Raw genomic sequence first — 19,664 nt, forward strand, 5'->3', positions numbered from 1 at the left:
TGTGGCGCACACCCTGGTCATCGTCGAGAGCCCCACCAAGGCCCGCACCATCCGCGCCTTCCTGCCGAAGGAGTTCCGGGTGGAGGCGTCGATGGGGCACGTCCGTGACCTGCCCAACAACGCCAGCGAGATTCCCGCCGCCTACAAGGGCGAGAAGTGGGCGAACCTGGGCGTCAACACCAGCGAGGATTTCGCGCCGCTCTACGTGGTGCCGAAAGACAAAAAGAAGGTGGTGAAGGAGCTGAAGGACGCGCTGAAGGGCGCCGACCAGCTGCTCCTGGCCACGGATGAAGACCGGGAAGGCGAAAGCATCAGCTGGCACCTGCTGGAGCTGCTCAGCCCCAAGGTGCCGGTCAAGCGGATGGTGTTCCACGAGATCACCAAGGACGCCATCCACCGCGCCCTCGACCAGACGCGCGAACTCGACATGGAGTTGGTGCACGCCCAAGAAACGCGACGGATCCTCGACCGGCTGGTGGGCTACACCCTCTCACCGCTGCTGTGGAAAAAAGTGGCCTGGGGGCTTTCTGCCGGCAGGGTGCAATCGGTGGCGGTGCGGCTGCTGGTGCAGCGGGAGCGTGCCCGGCGGGCCTTCCGCAGCGGCAGCTACTGGGACCTCAAGGCCGAGCTGGAGCAGCCGGGCGGCCGGTTCGAAGCCAAGCTCACCCACCTGGCCGGCGAGCGCATCGCCCAGGGCAGCGACTTCGACGAAAGCACCGGGGGGCTCAAGCCCGGCAGCACAGTGAAGCTGCTGGCGGAGAGCGAAGCGCGCGCCCTGCGCGAAAGCGTGCTGGCCCTGCCCTGGCGGGTGGAGCAGGTGGAGGAGAAACCCACGGTGCGCAAGCCCGTGCCGCCCTTCACCACGAGCACCCTGCAGCAGGAAGCCAACCGCAAGCTGCGGCTCTCGGCCCGCGAAACCATGCGCACGGCCCAGGCGCTCTATGAGCGCGGCTTCATCACCTACATGCGCACCGACTCGGTGCACCTCTCCGAGCAGGCGATCAGCGCCGCCCGTGCCTGTGTGGCTGAGAAGTACGGCGACAGCTTCCTAAGCCCCGCCCCGCGGCAGTTCAGCACCAAGAGCCGCAACGCCCAGGAGGCCCACGAGGCGATCCGCCCCTCCGGTGAACGCTTCCGCACCCCCAAGGACACCGGCCTCGACGGCAAGGATCTCGCCCTTTACGAGCTGATCTGGAAACGCACCGTGGCCAGCCAGATGGCCGATGCACGGCTCACGATGCTGGCGGTGGAGATCGTCGCCGGGGACGCCCGCTTCCGGGCCAGCGGCAAGCGCATCGATTTTGCCGGTTTCTTCCGCGCCTATGTGGAGGGCAGCGACGATCCCGACGCGGCGCTGGAGGGGCAGGAACTGCTGCTGCCCGCCCTGGCGGTGGGCGATGCACCGGTCTGCAAGTCAGTGGAGGCACTCGGCCACCAGACCCAGCCGCCGGCCCGCTACAGCGAAGCGGCACTGGTGAAGATGCTGGAGAAGGAAGGTATCGGCAGGCCGTCCACCTACGCCAGCATCATCGGCACGATCACCGACCGCGGCTACGCCACCCTCGCCGGCAACGCGCTCACCCCCAGCTTCACCGCCTTCGCGGTGACCGCCCTGCTGGAGGAGCACTTCCCCGACCTGGTGGACACCAGCTTCACCGCGCGGATGGAGAACACGCTCGACGAGATCTCCCACGGCAAGGTCCAGTGGCTCCCCTACCTGAACAGCTTCTTCAAGGGGGAGAAGGGGCTCGAAGCCCAGGTGCAGCAGCGCGAGGGCGACATCGATCCCACCGCCTCACGCACGATCGTGATGGAGGGTCTGCCCTGTGTGGTGCGGATCGGGCGCTTCGGCGCCTACCTGGAGTCGAAGCGGGTCGCGGACGACGGCAGCGAGGAGCTGGTGAAGGCCACCCTGCCCCAGGAGATCACCCCGGCCGAGCTCGATGCCGAGCATGCCGAACAGATCCTGCGCCAGAAAACCGAGGGGCCTGAATCACTGGGGGAAGACCCCGAAACCGGCGATGCGATCTACCTGCTGTTCGGCCAGTACGGCCCCTACCTGCAACGGGGGCAGGTGAGCGAGGAGAACCCCAAACCGAAGCGGGCCTCCCTGCCCAAGGGCGCCAAGCCGGAGGATCTCAGCCTCGAGGATGCCCTTGGCCTGCTGCGTTTGCCGCGGCTGCTGGGCGAGCACCCCGATGGTGGGCGGATTCAGGCCGGCCTGGGCCGCTTCGGTCCCTACGTGGTGCACGACAAGGCGAAGGGAGAAAAGGACTACCGCTCGCTCAAGGCAGAAGACGACGTGCTGCTGGTGGGGTTGTCGCGCGCCATCGAGCTGCTGGCCACCCCCAAGCGGGGCCGGGGCGGCCGCACGGCCCTGAAGGACCTGGGCATCCCTGAGGGGGACGAGGAAACCATCCAGGTGTTCGACGGTCCCTACGGCCTCTACGTGAAGCAGGGCAAGGTGAACGCCTCGCTGCCGGAGGGCGCCACGGCGGACACAATCACGATCGAGCAGGCCGTTGAGCTCCTGGCCGCGAAGGCCGCCAGCGGCAAGGCCAAGACCCGCAAGCCCGCCGCCCGCTCCGCTGCCAAGACCACCGGAACCAAGCCAGCCGCCACCAAGACCACCAGCAGCCGCAAGGCCACCGGCACTTCGGCAGCGAGCAGCAGGAGCGGCGCGGCGGAGGCCAAGGCTGCCGGCGGAACCGCCAAAGCCAAGCCGCCGGCCACCACCAAGACCGGACGTCCACGCGCCAGCGCCGTGCGGATCATCAAGGCCGCCTCCGGCTGATGGGCCACTACCCCCGCCGCCCCCTGCTCCTGCTGGCGTCGCTGCTGCTCACACTGGCCGGCTGTGCCGGCACGCCCTTCGGCCAGCAGCTGGCAGCCGGGTTCGATGCTCCGGCGCCACCGGCCGCCACCACATCCCCCGCCTCCGGTGCCGCCCGGCCGGGTGCCTCTTCCGGCACCGCCATTTCCCCCACAGGCGCGAACGCCACCACCGCGGCCACGGCTTCCCCCGGCACTGCCACGCCGGCCACCGCCGCCCCGGGCGCGGCGCCAGGAACACAGTCACTCTCCCCCACGCCGGTGGTCCCTGGCCGCGCCGCAGGACAGGCAGGTGATGCCGCCCGCAGCCCCACCGGCGGCCCCAGCGCCGGTAACCGAGCCGCTGGGAGACAAGGACAGGCACCGGCCGCCGCTGTGCCCTACAGGATCACTCTGAAGCTGCCCGGCGCCGATCCTTCCGCACCTGCCGAAGCGGTCACCGAGGCACTGCGGGCCGCCGGCCTGCGCTTTGAGGTGGAGACCATCGAGCGGATCCCAACGCCGGAAACCGGCGCGGCAGCGCCGAAGACCACGCCGGCGCCGGCGCCACGCTGAGCCGCCGCCATGCCCCCTTCCCCCCACCGCCTCAGTCGGCGCCAGGCCCTTCAGCTGGTGGAAACCGCCTACATGGCTGCCGCCACCGCCCTGCTCTGGGCAGGCCTCTATTACCTGCCGGTGGGGGGCGCCCTGTTCCGCCTGGCTCTCCCCCTGCCGATCGCCCTGCTGCTGCTCCGCCAGGGCTGGCGCTGCGGCTGGGAAGGGATGGTGGTGGCCTCCCTGCTGCTGGTGGCTTTGATGGGCCCGATCCGCGGGCCGCTGGTGCTCTTCCCCTACGGAGCGCTGGCACTCTGGCTCGGCTGGGGTTGGCGGAGCAACTGGAGCTGGTGGCTCACCTGGGGCGTGGGGCTGGTGATCGGTGCGGGCGGCTTCCTGGTGCGGGTCACGGTGCTGTCGGTGCTGGTGGGCGAAAACCTGTGGGTGTTGATCACGGCCGCCGCCGCCGGGCTGCTGGAGCGCATCAGCGCCCTGCTGAACCTGGGTGGTGGCCCCGACCTGCTGCAGGTGCAGGCCTTGGCCCTGGGGTTGGTGGTGGTTCAGAACCTGATCTACGTGCTGGCCTTGCACGCGGTGGCCTACTGGATCTTTCCCCGGTTGCAGGCGCCGATCCCCGAACCGCCCGAAGCCCTGCGGGCCCTGGTGGCCCTTGACCCTCTCTGAGCTGGTGGGCGACCCATGCGCGTGCCAGCAGGCCCGGGCTGAGACAGCGGCCTGCAGGCCTGCAGTGAGGCGCTTACCTGGAGGCCCATGGTGTTGAGGCCCTTGCCTGGAGGCCCATGGTGCTGCAGCTGACGGGCGACGCTGCTCAAGCCGATCGCTGGACCATGCAGATGACCGCCGGCTGGCAGGACGCGCTGGTGCTGCTGCTGCTGGCCGGCACCGACACCGCCGCCGTGCCGGGCATCTCCGCAGCCGGCGCCACCCCGGACTCCCGTCGCCGCACGGCCGCCGCCGATGCTGAGCTGCTGCTGCTGGGCCCTGGCACAGCCCGGCCCCATGCCCTGCCCCCCCTGCCGGCGGGCGTCAGTCCGGCGTTGATCTCCCATGTGGTGATGCAGGGGCTGCAGCTCACGCCCCTGGTGGTCGACCTGGGCTGTCCAGTGGCACCGGCGGTGCCCCACATCCGCCTGGGGCAGCAGCCGGCGCTCTGCCTCAGCAGCGGCCGTGCCATGGGCGAAGAGCGGGTGCGGGCACTGCTGGCGCGGGGGCGCCGCTGGGCGCAGAGCTGGCAGGAGCGTTGGCGGGCGGCCCCGCAGCTCCCGCCGCTGGTGCTGGCCGAATGCGTCCCGGGCGGCACCAGCACCGCCCAGGCGGTGCTCACCGGTCTGGGCGTGGCAGCCGGCGGGCTGGTGAGCGGCAGCCTGCGCAGCCCCGCCCACGACCTCAAGGCGGCCCTGGTGGACCAGGGGCTGCGGGCAGCGGGCCTGGCCGGTGCCGGCGCTGCGGACCTGGATCCCGTAAAGGTGGTGGCGGCGGTGGGGGATCCGATGCAACCGCTGGCGGCGGGGGTGCTGCTGGCGGCAGCCGAAGGGCACTGGCCGGTGCTGCTGGCTGGTGGCAGCCAGATGGCGGCGGTGCTGGCCCTGGCGCTGGCCCTGGCCGATGCGCCGCTGCGGGGCCGGTTGGTGGCGGCAGCGGCCCTGGGCACCACCGGCTGGGTGGCGCGGGAGCCCAGCAGCGATCTGGCGCTGCTGCTGCAGCGCGTGGCAGACCGCTGGCAAGTGGCGGCACCGGCCAGCTTCGCCACGGAGCTGTGCTTCAGCAACTGCCGCAGCCCGGCCCTGCAGGACTACGAGCGCGGTTATGTCAAGGAGGGGGTGGGCGCCGGCGGCCTGGCGCTGCTGTGGGAGTGGAGCGGCCGCAGCCCCGGCGACCTGGCTGCCGACTGCGACCGGGCCCAGGAGCGCCTGATCGCCTCCCTCTAGGGTCCAACCATGCAGGAACGCCCTCCCCTTCCCGCCCGCTTCAGCCGCCGCCACCTGCTGCAGGCCGGCGTTCTGGTCGGCAGCGGCTGGCTGGCGGGTTGCGCCCGTGGCGCTTCCTCTTCCCCCACCCTCCTGTACAGCCGCGGCCAGCTGCCCGCCGCCTTGGGCAAGCAGCTTCCCTCCCCGTGGCGAGGCAAGGCGCTGGAGGGCCCCGAGGCGGTGCTCGCGCAGCACAGCGATGCCGATCTGCTGCAGCTCTCCGATGGCTGGCTCGGCGCCCTGAAAGCTGACGCCCTGCAGCCGTTCAGCGCCAGCAGCACCGCTACTGCCCTGTTCGAGCAGCTGGCTCCGTTCAGCGCGGCGGTGCGCGATGGGTTCCGGAATCCTGTGGCGGCGCCCGAAGACTCCGCCGCAGCGGCGGCAGCGGCGCCGATCGCCTATCCGTGGGCCTTCGGCACCTGGGTGCTGGTGCTGCGCAACCGCACCGACCTCAGCCGCCGCAGCGCAGAGGGCTGGAACCTGCTGCTTGATCCGAGCCTGCGCCGTCAGCTCGTGCTTCCCTCCAGCCCCCGCGTCGTGATCGAGCTGGCGCTGCGCACCCTCAGCCCCGGCGCCACTGCCGCCGGCGTTGATCGCCTGGCAGCGGCGGCGTTGCCCGGCCAGCTCAAGCGCCTGAGGGAGCAGGCCCTCGCCTTCGACGAAAAGAACGGCCTGAACCTTCTGCTGAGCGGCGATGCCGAGGCGGCCGTATTGCCCAGCCAGCGGGTGCTGCCGCTGTTGCGCAGCGATGCCAGGCTCACCGCCCTGTTGCCGGCCAGCGGCTCACCGCTCTGGTGGAACCTGCTGCTGCGGCCGCGCCGCAGCCGCGAACCGGCACCGCTGGCCTGGATCGCCCGCGGCATGGAGCGGCCCACCCTCGATCGCCTGCTGGCGGCAGGCTGGGTGCCGCCGGTGAAGCGCCAGCTGCTGCAGGCGGCCCTGGAGCCATGGCCCGACCATGTGGCGCGCCTGCTCTACCCCGACGATGCCGTGCTTGCGCGTTGCACCACCCTGCCGCCGCTGAGCAGCAGCGAACGGCAGCGGTATCAGGGCCTCTGGGACGCCGCCGCCTGAGCCGGCAGGCCCACCCCCCTGCCCTTCAGCCCCACAGCCGCCGCCGTGGTGGCGCGGCGAGGAGTTGATGGGTGGCCGCCAGCAGGTCCGGGATCGGCAGGCCGTGGGGGCAGCGGGGCAGGCAGGCGCCGCACTGCTGGCAGGCGGAGGCATCAAGCGCCTCCCACCAGTGACCGGCCCTGCCGATCAGGTTGTAGCGCTCGCTGGCGAAGGGGGTCATGCCATGACCGAGAGCCAGGTTGCGCAGGCGCAGCAGCGCCGGAATCGGCACCCCGCTCGGGCAGGGCAGGCAGGCGCGGCACTGGCCGCAGGCCCCCGCCCCCAGGCGGCGCCGGCCCGCCTCCGCCAGCCGCGCCAGCGCCTGCTTCTCCACTGCGCTGAGCGGCCCATCGGCGCCGGCCAGGGCCACGGCCCAAGCGAGATCCTCCGGCCGGGCGGCGCCGAGGGTGAGCGTGGACACGCCTGCGTCCAGCAGAAAGCGATAGGCGAGCTGCAAGGGCGTGAAGGGCGCGCAATCCTCCACCAGTTCGGGGGGTGGGTCGTACAGCCGCCCCCCTTTGTCGGCGGGGGAGATTGCCATCACGCCAATGCCGGCGGCGAGGGCCTGGCGGGCCAGGGGCAGGCGCTCCTGATCGAACAGATGCAGATGCAGGCTGCAGAAGCCGAAACGGCCACTGGCCAGGGCCCGCTCGATCAGATCTGTGCTGCCGTGGCTGCTGAACCCCACCTGCCCCACCAGCCCTTCGGCCTGCGCCCAGCGGAGCAGGGCGGCCCCGTCCCCCTGCAGGGCCCACTCGAGATGCTCCGGCCGGTTGAGGCCGTGCACCGCCAGGTTGTCGAGGCGGGCCAGTCCCAGCCGCTGCAGGGAGGACTGCAGCTGGGCCTGGCCGGTGGCCAGATCCACCCCCGGCAACAGCTTGCTGGTGAGCAGCAGCCGCTCTCTCGGGATGGCGAGCTGCCGCAGGGCGGCACCCAGGTGGGCCTCCGCCGGGCCGTAGGCGGGCGCGGTTTCCAGGTGGTTGATGCCCGCCGCCAGAGCCGCTTCCACCACAGCGCCCATCTGGGCGGCCGAATCGACCGCGCGCATGGTGCCGAGGGTGAACAGCGAAACGGCCGAGCCCCGTCCGAAGGGGCGGCGGCAGGCTTCAGCCGGGAACACCGTCAGGCCCGCTGGGCTTGGGTCCGCTGCCTGCGGGGCCGGCCGGCCCCATGCCTGGAACGGTCGGAGGGGGGTCGGTGCCACCGCCGCTTTCGCCATAGCCCTCCTGCTGGGCACGGCGCACGTTGCGGATCAGCTCCGCCGGGCTCACCTGATCCAGGAAGCGGCGGAAATCCTCCTGGTCCTCGGCGTCGGCTTCGGCATCCACGGGGATCGAGGCTTCGGCCACCACCTCCTCCAGCATCCAGATGCCGCTGCCGGTCCGCAGTGCCAGGGCGATGGCATCACTGGGCCGGCAATCCAGCTCACTGGGCTCTCCTTCGTTGTCGGTGAGCTTCAACACAGCCCGGAAGGTGTTGTCTTCGATCGTGTGGATGATCACCCGCTCCAGCTGCACGCCTCCCACCGCCATCAGGTTGGCCATCAGGTCATGGCTGAGCGGGCGGGGCGGTTGCTGATCACCCATGCCGGCCAGGATGTTCTGGGCCTGGGATTGGTCGATCCAGATCGGCACCTGACGCCGGCCGTTCGGGTCCCTGAGCAACACGATCGGACTCCGGCTGGCCGCGTCCAGGGCGATCCCGGCCACACACATTTCCACCATGGTTGTGCCACGCACGCCCGATATCCGATTATGGCCAGGCCTGCGAGACCGCGAATGTTCACCGGTCTGGTCCGGGCCGTGGGGCAGCTCAGGCGTCACCCCCGGGGGGTGCTGGTGGAAGGCGTGGAGCACCTGCAGCCCCTGGCCCTCGGCGACAGCATCGCGGTCGATGGGGTGTGCCTGACGATCTCCGAGCTGCACCCCGACGGCCGCAGCTTTCGCGCCGACGTCAGCGACGAGACCCTGAGCCGCAGCACCCTGGCGGCCAAGGCGGCGGTGGGCGCGGCCGTGAATCTGGAGCCGGCCCTGCGGCTGAGCGACCGGCTCGGCGGTCACCTGGTGAGCGGCCATGTGGACGGCCAGGGCGAGGTGGTGGGCGTGGCCCGACAGGGGGAGTCCTGGCGACTGGAGCTGCGCTGGCTGGATCCCAGCTACGGCCGCTATGTCTGCGACAAGGCGAGTGTGGGCATCGATGGCATCAGCCTCACCGTGGCGGGCTGCAGCCCCCAGGGGGAACGCTTCTGGATGGCGGTGATTCCCCACACCTGGGAGGTCACCACCTTGAAGCTTCGGCGGGTGGGGGACCGGGTGAACCTGGAAGCCGACCTGCTCGCCAAGTACACCGAGCGGCTGCTGGCGGCCGGCGCAGCGTCCCCCGCCGCCACGGCTGACCACAGCCCTCAGCTGGAGCGCGACTGGCTGGCGCAGCACGGCTGGGGCTGACTCCGCCACCGCCTTCATCGGGCTCCCCCGCCGCGGCCTGCCCTGGGAACCCGGCCTAGGGTTGAAGAGACCGCGCCGAGGGCGGCGGCTCGGTTCTCCCCGCACGCCCTTGCGAGCCATGGCGCCTCAAGACACAGCCGCTGCTGAAGCGCCTGGGGGCCTGACGCCCCGGTTCGACCCCCGCCGCATCGCCGCGCTGCGCAGCTTCACGCTGGCGGAAGGGGTGCTGATGATCGTGCTGGGGGTGCTGGCGCTGATCTTTCCAGTGGTGGCCTCCTTGTGGGTCACCGCGATCGTGGCGGTGGCCTTCCTGGTGGGGGGAATCGTGAGCTGGATCGACAACCTGGCCCGGTCGCCACACCTGAGCCGCTCGCACACCTTCTGGCGGCTGGTGGTGTCCACCCTGTTCGTGGTGACGGGCGCCTGGATGATCCTGCAGTTCCGCGCCGGTTTTCCCAGTGCCGCCGCCCAGGTGGCGGCCTTTGCGCTGGCGATCGGCGTGGTGTTCGTGATCGAAGGCCTGGTGGCGATCCTGGTGGCACTGGCGCACCGGGCTGCCCGCGGCTGGGGTTGGGGCCTGGCCAATGGGGCCGTCACCCTGCTGCTCGGCGTGCTGATTCTGACGATGAAGTTCTGGAATCAGCTGTCGGTGATCGGTGTGCTGGTGGGAGTGAGCTTCCTGTTCAGCGGCATCGATCTGATCGGCTTCAGCACCAGCTTTCACGCCCAGCCTGCGGATGGCCATCCCGCAGACGGAAAGCCTGCCGATGGCAGGCCTGCAGACGGTCAGGAATCCTGAAGCCAAGCGCGCGGCTCAGGCCGAGGCCTCCTCCTGCAGTGGCAACAGCCAGATGGAGCCGGTTTCCTGATGGATCTGGATCCTGAATTCCTGCCCTGGGGTGAGCCCCATGCGGCGGGTGTAGGCGTTGCCGATCAGCAGGTTGCCGTTGCCATGCACGCGGGTGCGGAACTCGGCCTGTCGCCCTCTGGCGGCCGCCTGGGCAGCGGAATCACTGGACATTCTGTAGCCCTTCGCATCCACCAGGGCCTTGTAGAAGCTCTTCTTCAGCAAACGGCCGGCAGGGGAGACATAGCCGCAGCCACGGGCGATCTCGTCTTCGGAGCGGCTGCTGAGCGAACGGGCCTTCTCGAGCAGAGCATCGCCAACCAGCATGGGGGGTCTGCCGTTGGAGCTGAGGCTCGGCGTGACTTGATAGTTCAAGATGAACGGGCCTGACAGACAACAATTCTGCCGATTGGATTGGTGATCCGGCAAGGGCCGATTACAGCAGATAGAGAATTCCGAAGAGAATCAACCAGATCACGTCGACGAAATGCCAGTAGAGCTCCGCAGCCGCCAGGCCGAAGTGCTCGCTGGGGGTGAAGCGGCCGGGCTGCCGCGCCTGCCACCAAACAATCATGATCATCAGGGCCCCCAGACACACGTGCAGGCCGTGAAACCCGGTGAGCGCGTAGAAGGTGCTGGCGTAGAGGTTGTCGGTGAGGCCGAAAGGCAGGGAGAAATACTCCACCATCTGCCCGCCGAGAAAGGCGAAGCCCAGGCTCGCCGTCACCAGCAGCCACCAGCGACAGCGGCCCATGCGCTCCTGCTTCAGCTCGGAGGCCGCGCGGTGGAAGGTGAAGCTGCTCAGCACCAGCAGGGCGGTGTTGATCGTGGGCAGGATCAGCTCCAGCTCATACACCGCACCGGCCGGCAGCGGATTGACAGCCCGAAAGGTGAGATAAGCGGCGAAGAAGCCGGCGAAGGTCATGCCATCGGCCAGCAGGAAGGTGGCCAGCCCGAACATGCGGTAATCGCCGTGCCCCTCTTCAAGAACCGGTGCTGCAGCTCCAGCAACAGCCGGCAGCGAATCGGTGCTGGGGGAGAGGATGGTCATCGGGGAAAAGGCGTGGGGGCGGTGGCCGGAACGGATGGGAGGGGAAAAACGGAGATGAGCAGCTGGAGATCAGTGAAGCGGAGGCGGGCTGGGGATCAAAGGCACCTGGTCGGTGAGGGCTACAGCCACCGGTGACCGGGATGAACGTGAGCCGGAGGATGGCGGGCCGGTCCTGTGCGGCAGAAGCGTGAACTGGTCATCCATCAGCTGCCTGAGGTCCAGAGTTCCCTGCCGGACGCTCCCTTCAGATCAATCTGCCCTTCGGGAACGCCATAGCCGTAGGGGTGGGTGACAAGGGGGGCCGGACCCTTCCAGTTCTCCACCGGCGGCGGCGAGCTGGTGAGCCACTCGGGGGTGAGTGCGTTCCAGGGGTTGTCGCCGGCCACGGGACCACGGAAGGCGCTCCAGATCACGTTGATCAGCAGGGGGAGGGTGCTGATCGCCATCAGCAGAGCCCCCACACTGCTGATCTGATTCACGAGGGTGAACTGGGGGTCGTATTCAGCGACCCGTCGGGGCATGCCGTTCAGGCCCAGCCAGTGCTGGGGCGCAAAACAGAGGTTGAAGCCCACGAAGGTGAGCAGGAAATGCAGCCGGCCCAGATCTTCATTGAGCATGCGGCCAGTGAACTTCGGATACCAGTGGTAGAGAGAGGCAAACACCACGAACACCGTGCCGCCATAGACGATGTAATGGAAGTGGGCCACCACGAAGTAGGTGTCGTGGACGTGGATATCAAAGGGAACCTGGGCCAGGGCCACCCCGGTGATGCCCCCGAACACGAAGTGAACGATGAAGGCACAGGAGAACAGCATGGCGCTGTTGAGGGCGATCTTGCCGCCCCACAGGGTGGCCAGCCAGTTGAAAAACTTGATGCCGGTTGGCACGGCGATGAAGGCCGTGGCGATCGTGAAGAACAGGCGCATCCACGGCGGTGTTGCACTGGTGAACATGTGGTGAGCCCACACGATCAGCCCAAGAAACACGATGCCGAGGATCGAATACACCATGGTGGTGTAGCCGAACAGGGGCTTGCGGGCATGAACCGGCAGAATCTCACTGACCAGGCCAAAAGCCGGCAGCACCATGATGTAAACGGCCGGGTGTGAATAGAACCAGAAGAGATGCTGGTACACCACCGCATTGCCGCCTAGGGCGGGATTGAAGAAGCCAGTGTGGGCGAGGATGTCGAAGCTGAGGAGCACCAACGTTCCGGCCAGCACCGGCGTGGCCAGCACCACCAGAAAGCTGGTGCCAAGCATGGCCCAGCAGTACATCGGCAGCTGCATCATCTTCAGGCCTGGCCGGCGCATCTTCAGCACGGTGGCAATGAAGTTGATGCCGCCGAAGATTGAGCTGCCCCCCAGCAACAGCACACTCAGAATCCACACCACCTGCCCGGCTGCCGGAGTGGTGAGGCTCAGGGGTGGATAAGCCGTCCAACCTGATTGGGAGGCGCCGGCAATGAAGTAGCTGGCGATCAGCAGGATGCCCGCGGGGGGGATCAACCAGAAGGCCACCGCGTTGAGCCGAGGGAAGGCCATGTCCCTGGCGCCCACATAAAAGGGGATGAGGTAATTGCCGAAGGCCCCGTTCACGACAGGCACGATCCAGAGGAAGATCATCACCGTGCCGTGCAGGGTGAGCACCTCGTTGTAAGTGTCCCGCTGCAGAAAGTCCGACATCGGACTGACCAGCTCAATGCGGATCATGCCGGCCAGGGCGCCGCCGATGAAATAGAAGAGGAATCCAGTGACCAGGTACTGGAGACCGATCACCTTGTGATCCAGGCTGAAACTCAGATACCGAAGCCAACCCTCGGGCTGGAGGCTCGGCGGAGCTGAGCTGGTGGTGGGCGGCAGGGCCAGGGTCATCGGACGGGGGAGCGCGTGGAGGGGGAGCGGAAGACTGGTGAGCTGGGGAGAAGCCAGAAAGAAGGGGGAGTGAGCGTCAGCAGGGAAAGGGAGGAGCCGGAAGCGTGGGGACGGAACCGGGGTGGCGCCAGCTCTCAACCGGTCGCCGATGGCCCCGGCACGGCACTGGCCACGGTGGCAGGACGGTTCTGATCCAGCCAGGCGTCGAAGGCATCGGGCTCATGCACCACCACGGTGGAGCGCATGCCGCCGTGATAAGGGCCGCACAACTCGGCGCACACGATCGGATAGCTGCCGGCGCGGGTAGGCGTGAAGGTGAGGATCGTGGGTTGGCCTGGAATCACGTCCTGCTTGAGGCGGAATTCCGGGACCCAGAAGGCATGGATCACATCACGGGCCTCCATGCGTAACTCCACCTGTTGCCCCTCTTTCACATGCAGCTCGCCGCTGATGAAATCACCCTGGGGATAGTGGAACAGAAAGGCGAACTGAAGGGCGGTGACGTCAACGGGCAAGGCGCCGCTGCTGCTGCCGGGCGAACCACCGATGCCGCCCCAGGTGCGAGCCTCCACGCCTTCTGCCGCAGAAGGCAGGTTCGCCGCCATCACCATGCCCGGTGGCATCGGATCGCTGGAGGCAGGCGAGGCGGTTTGCATCGCCATGCCGCTGTGCATGGCGTGGGGGTCGCTGAGAGGAATCATCCCGCCCATGCGGTCATAGATGTCGTAGCTGTAGATGCCCACAAACAGGACCACCACGGCGGGAACGGCCGTCCAGAAGATCTCAAGCTGGAGATTTCCTTCCACCGCGACCCCATCGCCGAGATCGCCGTCCTTGCGGCGAAAACGAATCAAGCTATACAGAAGTAGCCCGAGAATACCGAGGAAAAGTATGGTTCCAATCACGAACAGCACGGTAAAGAGCTGGTCGTAGAGGGGGGCGTTGGAGCTGGCGGCAACCGGCAGCAGGTTGACGTTCTGACCAACCCAGAGGCCAACGAGGACAAGCAGCATCCCCACCACCAGGGTGACGATGGTTGAAGGAATCGGCACGGAGCAAGCCAGGCTTTCACCACCCTATGGGGAGCCGCCACAGGGGCGCTTGACCAACGTGAGAACAGCGAAACAAACGCAATGAGGCGTCAGGAATTCAACACAGACCCCCACTGTTGCGACTCCACCACACCGGGTCTCGAAGCTTCAGAAGTGATGGCTAACTTGATCGCCATGAGGCGAAGTTTGCTCTTTCTCACTTCTCACCTGGTCGTAGCCCTGGTGGCCCTGGTGGCGATCGGAGGCGCCACCAGGGTGATGGAGGCCGGTTTGGCCTGCCCTGACTGGCCACTTTGTTATGGCAGCTTTCTGCCGGGCGGACGCATGAACCTCCAGGTGTTTCTGGAGTGGTTTCACCGCCTTGATGCCTTTCTGGTGGGGATGGCTCTGCTGGTGCTCGCTGGCTGGAGCGTGCTGCGGCGCCTGGCGCTGCCGGTGTGGCTTCCCTGGGCCAGCGGCGCCGCGCTGCTGCTGGTTGCCGTTCAGGGCCTGCTGGGCGCCCTCACCGTCACCCAGTTGCTTCGATTCGATGTGGTGACGGCCCATCTCGGCACCGCCCTGGTGCTGGTGGCCCTGCTCAGCGGCGTCCACCAGGGCCTGATCCCCCAGCCCTCCTTCCCGGGGGCCAACACCACCACGGTCGGCACAGCCGTCACCCCTCCTGCTCTCCTCTTCGTCCGCGCTGCAGGTGCGGCCACGGCGATGGCCGCTCTGGCGGTGTTTGCTCAGGCGATTTCCGGAGCGCTCATGGCCACCCAGTGGGCCTCAGGCCGTTGCCTTAGCAGCGGCGAAGCCTGCAGCCTCCTGGCCACCCACCGCCAGCTGGCGGCGCCGGTGGCACTGGTGGTGGTGCTTTGCTGCAGCGTCACCCTGCTCACGCCTGCCACCCGCCGGCGCAGCTGGCCCTTTGCCCTCGGTGGGGTTCTGCTTGTCGTTGTGCAGGTGATGCTCGGGGTGCTCACCCTGCGTCTGTCGCTGGCCGTCCCGCTCATCACGGTCGGGCACCAGATCACGGCCGCCCTGCTGCTGGGTCTGCTCACTGCCCTGGCGGTGCGCAACTGGAGCCTGGCCCCAGCCCAGCCTGCGGCGGTCCAACCGCTTCGTTCTTCCACCCTGGAGAGTTGTCATGGTTAGCGCCACCGCAGGGAGCGGCGCCTCCCCCACGCTCCCCCGCAGCGAGGCCGTTCCCTCCCGCGCCAAGGTCAAACTGCCGGCCTGGCTGGAGATCGCCAAGCCGCGGCTGATCCCGCTGCTGCTGGCCACAACCCTCGGCGGCATGGCCCTGTCGGAAGGTTGGCCGCTGCCGGCCCCGCGCCTGGCCTGCACGCTGGGCGGTGGTGCCCTGGCCGCTGCCGCTGCCGGCGTTCTCAATTGCCTCTGGGAGCAGGATCTCGATGGCCGCATGGTCCGGACCAGCGGCCGGGCCCTGCCCTCCGGCCGCCTCTCTCCCGCCACTGCCTTCTCGGTGGCTGTCTCGCTCACGTGCGTGGCGGCCGCCCTGCTGGTGAGCGGCGTGAACTGCCTGGCCGCCGGGCTCTCCCTGCTGGGTCTCTGCAGCTATGTGCTGCTCTATACCGCCCTGCTCAAGCCGCGCACCTCCCAGAACATCGTGATCGGCGGCGTGGCCGGGGCCATCCCTCCCCTGGTGGGCGCCGCGGCCGCCACCGGCCACCTGGGCCTGAGCAGCTGGTGGCTGTTCAGCCTGGTGATGCTCTGGACCCCCGCGCATTTCTGGGCCCTGGCCCTGCTGCTGCGCGAGGACTACCGCTCGGTGGGCATCCCGATGCTGCCGGTGGTCAAGGGCTCCCAGGTCACCGCTGAAGCGATCGTGCACTACGCCCGCGCCACGGTGCTGGTGAGTGCCCTCGGCGTCGTGGCCCTGCCCAGTGGAGGGCTGCTCTATGGCCTGCTGCTGCTGCCCTTCAACAGCCGCCTGTTGCAGATGGGCCGGTCCCTGGCAGCCTCACCCGACGACCCTGTGCGGGCCAAGGGCCTGTTCCGTTGGTCGATCCTTTACTTGTTCGGGATCTGCCTGCTGCTGCTGATCTGCCGGCTACCAGCTGCGGCTGCCTTCTCTCATCAGGCCGGTGACCTGATCGGCTGGGCGACCGGTATTGACGGGCTGCCTGTGTTCAACGGTCTGAGCGGGTTCGCACCCCTGGGATTTCCCCAGCTGAGCGGCTTTCCGCTCCTGAATGTTGTAGGCAGCCGCTGATCCTCACCAGAGCCGCTTGATGGGGCTCCTTTCTAGATTGGTTCTCCTTTCCAACGGGCGCAAGCCTGCTCAGCGGTGCCAGACGCGGTGATTGAGCTGCAGCAACTCACCAAACGCTATGGCCCGGTGGAGGCCCTCCAGTCGCTCGATCTGAGTGTGCCGCGGGGGTGCCTCTACGGCTTGCTCGGTCCGAACGGAGCCGGCAAGACCACCGCCCTGCGCATTCTGTGCACCCTGCTGGCCCCCGACAGCGGCAGGGTGATCGTGGCGGGCCACGACGCGCTCAAGGAACCGCGCCAGGTGCGGGAACTGCTGGGCTACGTCGCCCAGGAGGTGGCGATCGACAAGATCCTCACCGGCCGGGAGCTGCTCCAGCTGCAGGGGGCGCTTTACCACCAGCCCGCCCGCCTGCTCGCTCCTCGCATCGAGGAACTGGTGGAGCGCATGGGCATGGGCGACTGGATCGACCGGCGCTGCGGCTCCTACTCCGGCGGGATGCGTCGACGCCTCGATCTGGCCTGCGGCCTGCTGCACAGCCCCGAGCTGCTCGTGCTCGACGAACCCACGGTGGGCCTTGACATCGAAAGCCGCGCTGCCATCTGGCAGGTGCTGCGTGAGCTGCGTCAGGCCGGCACCACCGTGCTGCTGAGCAGCCACTACCTGGAGGAAGTGGATGCGCTCGCCGATCGTCTCGCCATCATCGACGGCGGCCGCGTGATCGCCGAAGGCAGCCCCAGCTCGCTCAAGGAGGCCCTGGGCGGCGACCGGGTCACCCTGCGCGTGCGTGAATTCAGCGACGAGAACGAAGCCGGCCACGTCAGTGAGCTGCTTCAGGCCTGTCCCGGCGTGCGGCAGGTGGTGGTGAACCGGGCCCAGGGCCACTCGCTGAACCTGGTGGTGGAACACCAGGCCGTGATCGAGCAGTTGCGCCGCCAGCTGGAGGCCGCCGAACTGCCCGTCTTCTCGCTGGCCCAGAGCCAGGCCAGTCTTGATGATGTGTATCTGCAGGCCACCGGCCGCACCCTGATGGACGCAGAGCTGGCGGTCGCCGGCAGCAGGGATGCCAAAGCCGAGCGCAAACAGGCCATGCGCTGACCCGCCACCCCCTCGTCCCACCCTCCGACACCCTTCGGCCATGACCAGCGCCTCCACCCTCCCCACCCAGCCGCCCCTGCCGGCCCTACCGGCGGCCAACCGTTCCGCCCTGGCCGACGTGACGCAGGAAACCCTGGCGCTCACCCGCAGGCTGTTCCTCCAACTGGCCCGACGGCCCACCACGCTGGTGGCCGGCGTGCTGCAGCCGCTCATCTGGCTGGTGCTGTTTGGGGCCCTCTTCGCCAAGGCGCCGGAAGGTCTGCTGCCCGATGGCATGAGCTACGGACGCTTTCTCGGTGCGGGGGTGATCGTGTTCACGGCGTTCAGCGCCGCTCTCAATGCCGGCCTGCCGGTGATGTTCGATCGGGAATTCGGCTTCCTCAACCGGCTGCTGGTGGCACCGCTGCGCTCCCGTAGCTCGATCGTGCTGGCCTCGGTGCTCTACATCACCAGCCTGAGCCTGGTTCAGAGCCTGGCGATCATGGGCACCGCAGCCTTGCTCGGTTATGGCTGGCCCGGCACCGCCGGGCTGGCGCTGGTGCTGGTCACCCTGGTGCTGCTGGTGTTCGCCGTCACGGCCATGAGTCTGGGGCTGGCTTTCGCGCTGCCCGGCCACATCGAGCTGATCGCGGTGATCTTCGTGGCCAACCTGCCCCTGCTGTTCGCCAGCACGGCCCTGGCCCCGATTTCCTTCATGCCCACCTGGCTGGGCTGGCTTGCCGCCCTGAATCCCCTTACCTTCGCGATTGAACCCATTCGTGCGGCCTATGCCGGCCACCCCTCCCTCGGCGACGTGGTGCTGATCGCTCCTTACGGGGAGCTCACCGGTGCCACCTGTCTGGGCGTGCTGGCTCTGCTGGCCATCGGATTGTTCCTTCTGATCCGGCCGCTGCTGGATCGCAAACTCAGCTGAGCCCCGCTGTGACCCCGTCCCCTTCCCTGCCTGCGCCCGTGCTGCCCCGACCCCAGCAGAAACGGCTCTCCGAGCGCCTGGTGCTGAAGGGTGCCCTCGACCGCAGGGATGAGGGAGCAGTGGCCTGGCTGTCGCTGCGCTGGGTGCACCGCCATGGCGTCGAGGCTCTCTCGCCACTGATGCAGGAGCTCACTGCCGGCGATGCCTCACTGAAAGGTTGGTGGCACGACCACCTGCATGCCACGGCCGTTCCTGCTGCTGGTGCCTTTGCTTCTGCGCCGGCTGCAGGGGCAGTGGCTTCCGAGGAGGCAGCTCCAGTGGTGGCCTCAGCGGTGGATTCGGCCTCCACAGCCGATTCGACGTCTGCAGCAGTAGCAACACCTAGCGTTGCATCGGTGCAGGTGGCGCCGGGATTTTCCTTTGCGGAGATCACCCTGGAGGCGGAGCCGCAGGAGGTTGAGGAACCTTCGACAGAGCTGGTGCTCAGCTTTGCGGATGTTGCTGGCCTTGAGCCCGCCATCCCCTGCGAGGGGAGTACAAGCACGGAGCCGGTTCCCAACCTTGACGTGAATGCGGGCGTGGAGGCTCAGATCAGCCCGGCAAGCAGCGATGGCGGTGATCCCGGGATCGCCGGCGAAGGTGCCGCTTCCGCAGAGCCAGCTGCTCAGCCCGGCGTGCCTGCGCAGGCATCGATTGAATTCCTGGGCCAACCACTCGCCTTTGATCCCTGGCTTGAAGCTCCCGCCGTTTCAATCCCCCTGGTTGAGAACCCAGCGGAGCAACCGGCCTCACGCACCAAACCACCTGCGGACGATCTGGCCTCCAACGCCGAGCCCTCCGCGATCGGAGCTGGTGCGGTGCTGGGCGCTGAGAGCCATCTCACGGACATCCCGCCCACCGAGAGCTCCATCAACGAAGGCCTGCTCAGCAATCAGCTTGCTGCCAGGGAGCTGGTGGGCCAAGACGGTTCCATCGAAGCCGTTGCTCCCGCAAACGAAACGCCTCCGAGCGTTTCCACCGCCGCGCCCGTGACCGATGACCCTGGCGCAGAGACACTCTCTGCCGCTGCTCCAGTCCCGGGGGATCAGGCCCTCGATGGCTTAGCCCAGTGGCCACGTCCTGTCCCGGAGTTCTCCTCTGATCCAGGGACGGCCGTTCCTCCCTTCATCCCGGCTCGGCCTGCGGCGGCAGGGGTGTTCAGCTTCGGAGCCGACTCTGTGGTGACGGTCCCACAACCCGTCGGGCCCCCGTCGGGCGAAACCACTGCTGCCGTTTCAGCGGCTGACCCAGTGGCCGTTGCTCCCGCTGCTGACCTCCACGAGGTTGCTCCAGCTGCTGAACCTGAAGGTGCTGAGGCACCTGTCGCGCTGGTGGCCTCGCTCCCCGCCGAATCCAGCCCCACACAGCCGGAAGCCCCCGAACCCGAGCAGGCTCCGATCTGGCAGCGCCCACTGGCCCGGGTGAAACACCTGGTCCGCGTCTGCGTGGAAGAAGTGGTGAGCACCTTCCAGACCATGGACAGCGACCGCAACACGGAGTCAGGCAGCGAGACAGTTTCCGCCAGCGACAACGCTTCAACCAGCACCACTTCTGCGGCCCGCGGCCCTGCTCAGTTCGGCGACACGTTCCAGCCCCGGGGCAGCGGCCAGGCCCATGGCTCCGCTCCCGCCAGCACCTCGCCAACAGGACAACGTCCGCCGCTG

The 19,664-nt window shown here is 68.3% G+C and carries 17 protein-coding genes and 1 pseudogene; 12 read left to right on the forward strand and 6 right to left on the reverse strand.

Annotation, left to right across the window (positions count from 1 at the left end; genetic code table 11):
• Position 1 precedes the first annotated feature (1 nt).
• The 5 genes from topA (at position 2) to KBY86_RS06430 (ending at position 6,428) form a co-directional block, all read left to right on the forward strand.
• Positions 2–2,794 carry a type I DNA topoisomerase gene (gene topA, locus KBY86_RS06410; protein ID WP_255140609.1) on the forward strand — a complete coding sequence of 931 codons (2,793 nt, stop codon included), beginning with the start codon at positions 2–4 and terminating at the stop codon, positions 2,792–2,794.
• Positions 2,794–3,387, forward strand: a complete 594-nt coding sequence (locus KBY86_RS06415; protein WP_255140610.1) for a hypothetical protein — start codon at positions 2,794–2,796, stop codon at positions 3,385–3,387. The genes topA and KBY86_RS06415 overlap by 1 nt, the downstream gene beginning before the upstream one ends.
• Positions 3,388–3,396: 9 nt before the next feature.
• On the forward strand, positions 3,397–4,050 hold the full coding sequence (locus KBY86_RS06420; protein WP_255099777.1) for a DUF2232 domain-containing protein: 654 nt from the start codon (positions 3,397–3,399) through the stop codon (positions 4,048–4,050).
• Between the two features lie 116 nt (positions 4,051–4,166).
• The gene (gene cobT, locus KBY86_RS06425) at positions 4,167–5,315 is read left to right on the forward strand and encodes a nicotinate mononucleotide-dependent phosphoribosyltransferase CobT (protein ID WP_255140611.1); all 1,149 of its coding nucleotides are present in this window, start codon (positions 4,167–4,169) and stop codon (positions 5,313–5,315) included.
• A 9-nt stretch (positions 5,316–5,324) separates the two neighbouring features.
• Positions 5,325–6,428, forward strand: a complete 1,104-nt coding sequence (locus tag KBY86_RS06430; RefSeq protein ID WP_255140612.1) for a hypothetical protein — start codon at positions 5,325–5,327, stop codon at positions 6,426–6,428.
• Positions 6,429–6,453: 25 nt separating this feature from the next.
• On the opposite strand, the gene KBY86_RS06435 is transcribed toward KBY86_RS06430, so the two are convergent.
• Positions 6,454–7,515, reverse strand: a complete 1,062-nt coding sequence (locus KBY86_RS06435; RefSeq protein ID WP_255140614.1) for an aldo/keto reductase — start codon at positions 7,513–7,515, stop codon at positions 6,454–6,456.
• 58 nt (positions 7,516–7,573) lie between these two features.
• Positions 7,574–8,191 (reverse strand): bifunctional nuclease family protein, encoded by a 618-nt coding sequence (locus KBY86_RS06440; RefSeq protein ID WP_094510310.1) that lies wholly within the window; start codon positions 8,189–8,191, stop codon positions 7,574–7,576.
• A gap of 54 nt (positions 8,192–8,245) precedes the next feature.
• On the opposite strand from KBY86_RS06440, the gene KBY86_RS06445 reads away from it, so the two are divergent.
• Both KBY86_RS06445 and KBY86_RS06450 read left to right on the forward strand, forming a co-directional pair.
• Complete coding sequence (locus tag KBY86_RS06445) at positions 8,246–8,914, forward strand: riboflavin synthase (RefSeq protein ID WP_255099780.1); 669 nt, start codon at positions 8,246–8,248, stop codon at positions 8,912–8,914.
• Between the two features lie 118 nt (positions 8,915–9,032).
• Positions 9,033–9,713, forward strand: a complete 681-nt coding sequence (locus KBY86_RS06450; protein ID WP_094510308.1) for a DUF308 domain-containing protein — start codon at positions 9,033–9,035, stop codon at positions 9,711–9,713.
• A gap of 15 nt (positions 9,714–9,728) precedes the next feature.
• On the opposite strand, the gene KBY86_RS06455 is transcribed toward KBY86_RS06450, so the two are convergent.
• The 4 genes from KBY86_RS06455 to KBY86_RS06470 all read right to left on the reverse strand — a co-directional run bounded on the left by KBY86_RS06455 (position 9,729) and on the right by KBY86_RS06470 (position 13,738).
• Positions 9,729–10,088 carry an AbrB family transcriptional regulator gene (locus tag KBY86_RS06455; RefSeq protein WP_255099782.1) on the reverse strand — a complete coding sequence of 120 codons (360 nt, stop codon included), beginning with the start codon at positions 10,086–10,088 and terminating at the stop codon, positions 9,729–9,731.
• A 109-nt stretch (positions 10,089–10,197) separates the two neighbouring features.
• Complete coding sequence (locus tag KBY86_RS06460; RefSeq protein ID WP_399220083.1) at positions 10,198–10,812, reverse strand: cytochrome c oxidase subunit 3; 615 nt, start codon at positions 10,810–10,812, stop codon at positions 10,198–10,200.
• A 203-nt stretch (positions 10,813–11,015) separates the two neighbouring features.
• Positions 11,016–12,686, reverse strand: a complete 1,671-nt coding sequence (gene ctaD / locus KBY86_RS06465) for a cytochrome c oxidase subunit I (RefSeq protein ID WP_094510305.1) — start codon at positions 12,684–12,686, stop codon at positions 11,016–11,018.
• Between the two features lie 134 nt (positions 12,687–12,820).
• Positions 12,821–13,738 carry a cytochrome c oxidase subunit II gene (locus tag KBY86_RS06470; RefSeq protein WP_094510304.1) on the reverse strand — a complete coding sequence of 306 codons (918 nt, stop codon included), beginning with the start codon at positions 13,736–13,738 and terminating at the stop codon, positions 12,821–12,823.
• 186 nt (positions 13,739–13,924) lie between these two features.
• On the opposite strand from KBY86_RS06470, the gene KBY86_RS06475 reads away from it, so the two are divergent.
• The 5 genes and pseudogenes from KBY86_RS06475 to KBY86_RS06495 form a co-directional block, all read left to right on the forward strand.
• The gene (locus KBY86_RS06475) at positions 13,925–14,872 is read left to right on the forward strand and encodes a heme A synthase (protein WP_233132708.1); all 948 of its coding nucleotides are present in this window, start codon (positions 13,925–13,927) and stop codon (positions 14,870–14,872) included.
• Positions 14,865–15,953: a heme o synthase gene (locus KBY86_RS06480; RefSeq protein ID WP_255140615.1), complete on the forward strand. Its 1,089-nt coding sequence runs from the start codon at positions 14,865–14,867 to the stop codon at positions 15,951–15,953. Before KBY86_RS06475 ends, KBY86_RS06480 begins: the two co-directional genes overlap by 8 nt.
• A gap of 75 nt (positions 15,954–16,028) precedes the next feature.
• The gene (locus tag KBY86_RS06485) at positions 16,029–17,048 is read left to right on the forward strand and encodes an ABC transporter ATP-binding protein (protein WP_255099786.1); all 1,020 of its coding nucleotides are present in this window, start codon (positions 16,029–16,031) and stop codon (positions 17,046–17,048) included.
• Positions 17,049–17,088: 40 nt separating this feature from the next.
• Complete coding sequence (locus KBY86_RS06490) at positions 17,089–17,961, forward strand: ABC transporter permease (protein WP_198948194.1); 873 nt, start codon at positions 17,089–17,091, stop codon at positions 17,959–17,961.
• An 8-nt stretch (positions 17,962–17,969) separates the two neighbouring features.
• A pseudogene (locus tag KBY86_RS06495) lies at positions 17,970–19,664 on the forward strand (hypothetical protein); the annotation flags it as partial.

The sequence above is a fragment of the Synechococcus sp. Lug-A genome (genome assembly GCF_024345655.1).
Classification (GTDB): Bacteria; Cyanobacteriota; Cyanobacteriia; order PCC-6307; family Cyanobiaceae; genus MW101C3.

Bases quoted from the DNA above. Each gene is read 5' to 3' on its own strand.
- KBY86_RS06415 (WP_255140610.1), top strand. From the start codon at position 2,794: ATGGGCCACTACCCCCGCCGCCCCCTGCTCCTGCTGGCGTCGCTGCTG.
- KBY86_RS06420 (WP_255099777.1), top strand. From the start codon at position 3,397: ATGCCCCCTTCCCCCCACCGCCTCAGTCGGCGCCAGGCCCTTCAGCTG.
- cobT (WP_255140611.1), top strand. From the start codon at position 4,167: ATGGTGCTGCAGCTGACGGGCGACGCTGCTCAAGCCGATCGCTGGACC.
- KBY86_RS06430 (WP_255140612.1), top strand. From the start codon at position 5,325: ATGCAGGAACGCCCTCCCCTTCCCGCCCGCTTCAGCCGCCGCCACCTG.
- KBY86_RS06435 (WP_255140614.1), bottom strand. From the start codon at position 7,515: ATGCGCGCGGTCGATTCGGCCGCCCAGATGGGCGCTGTGGTGGAAGCG.
- KBY86_RS06440 (WP_094510310.1), bottom strand. From the start codon at position 8,191: ATGGTGGAAATGTGTGTGGCCGGGATCGCCCTGGACGCGGCCAGCCGG.
- KBY86_RS06445 (WP_255099780.1), top strand. From the start codon at position 8,246: ATGTTCACCGGTCTGGTCCGGGCCGTGGGGCAGCTCAGGCGTCACCCC.
- KBY86_RS06450 (WP_094510308.1), top strand. From the start codon at position 9,033: ATGGCGCCTCAAGACACAGCCGCTGCTGAAGCGCCTGGGGGCCTGACG.
- KBY86_RS06455 (WP_255099782.1), bottom strand. From the start codon at position 10,088: ATGCTGGTTGGCGATGCTCTGCTCGAGAAGGCCCGTTCGCTCAGCAGC.
- KBY86_RS06460 (WP_399220083.1), bottom strand. From the start codon at position 10,812: ATGACCATCCTCTCCCCCAGCACCGATTCGCTGCCGGCTGTTGCTGGA.
- ctaD (WP_094510305.1), bottom strand. From the start codon at position 12,686: ATGACCCTGGCCCTGCCGCCCACCACCAGCTCAGCTCCGCCGAGCCTC.
- KBY86_RS06480 (WP_255140615.1), top strand. From the start codon at position 14,865: ATGGTTAGCGCCACCGCAGGGAGCGGCGCCTCCCCCACGCTCCCCCGC.
- KBY86_RS06490 (WP_198948194.1), top strand. From the start codon at position 17,089: ATGACCAGCGCCTCCACCCTCCCCACCCAGCCGCCCCTGCCGGCCCTA.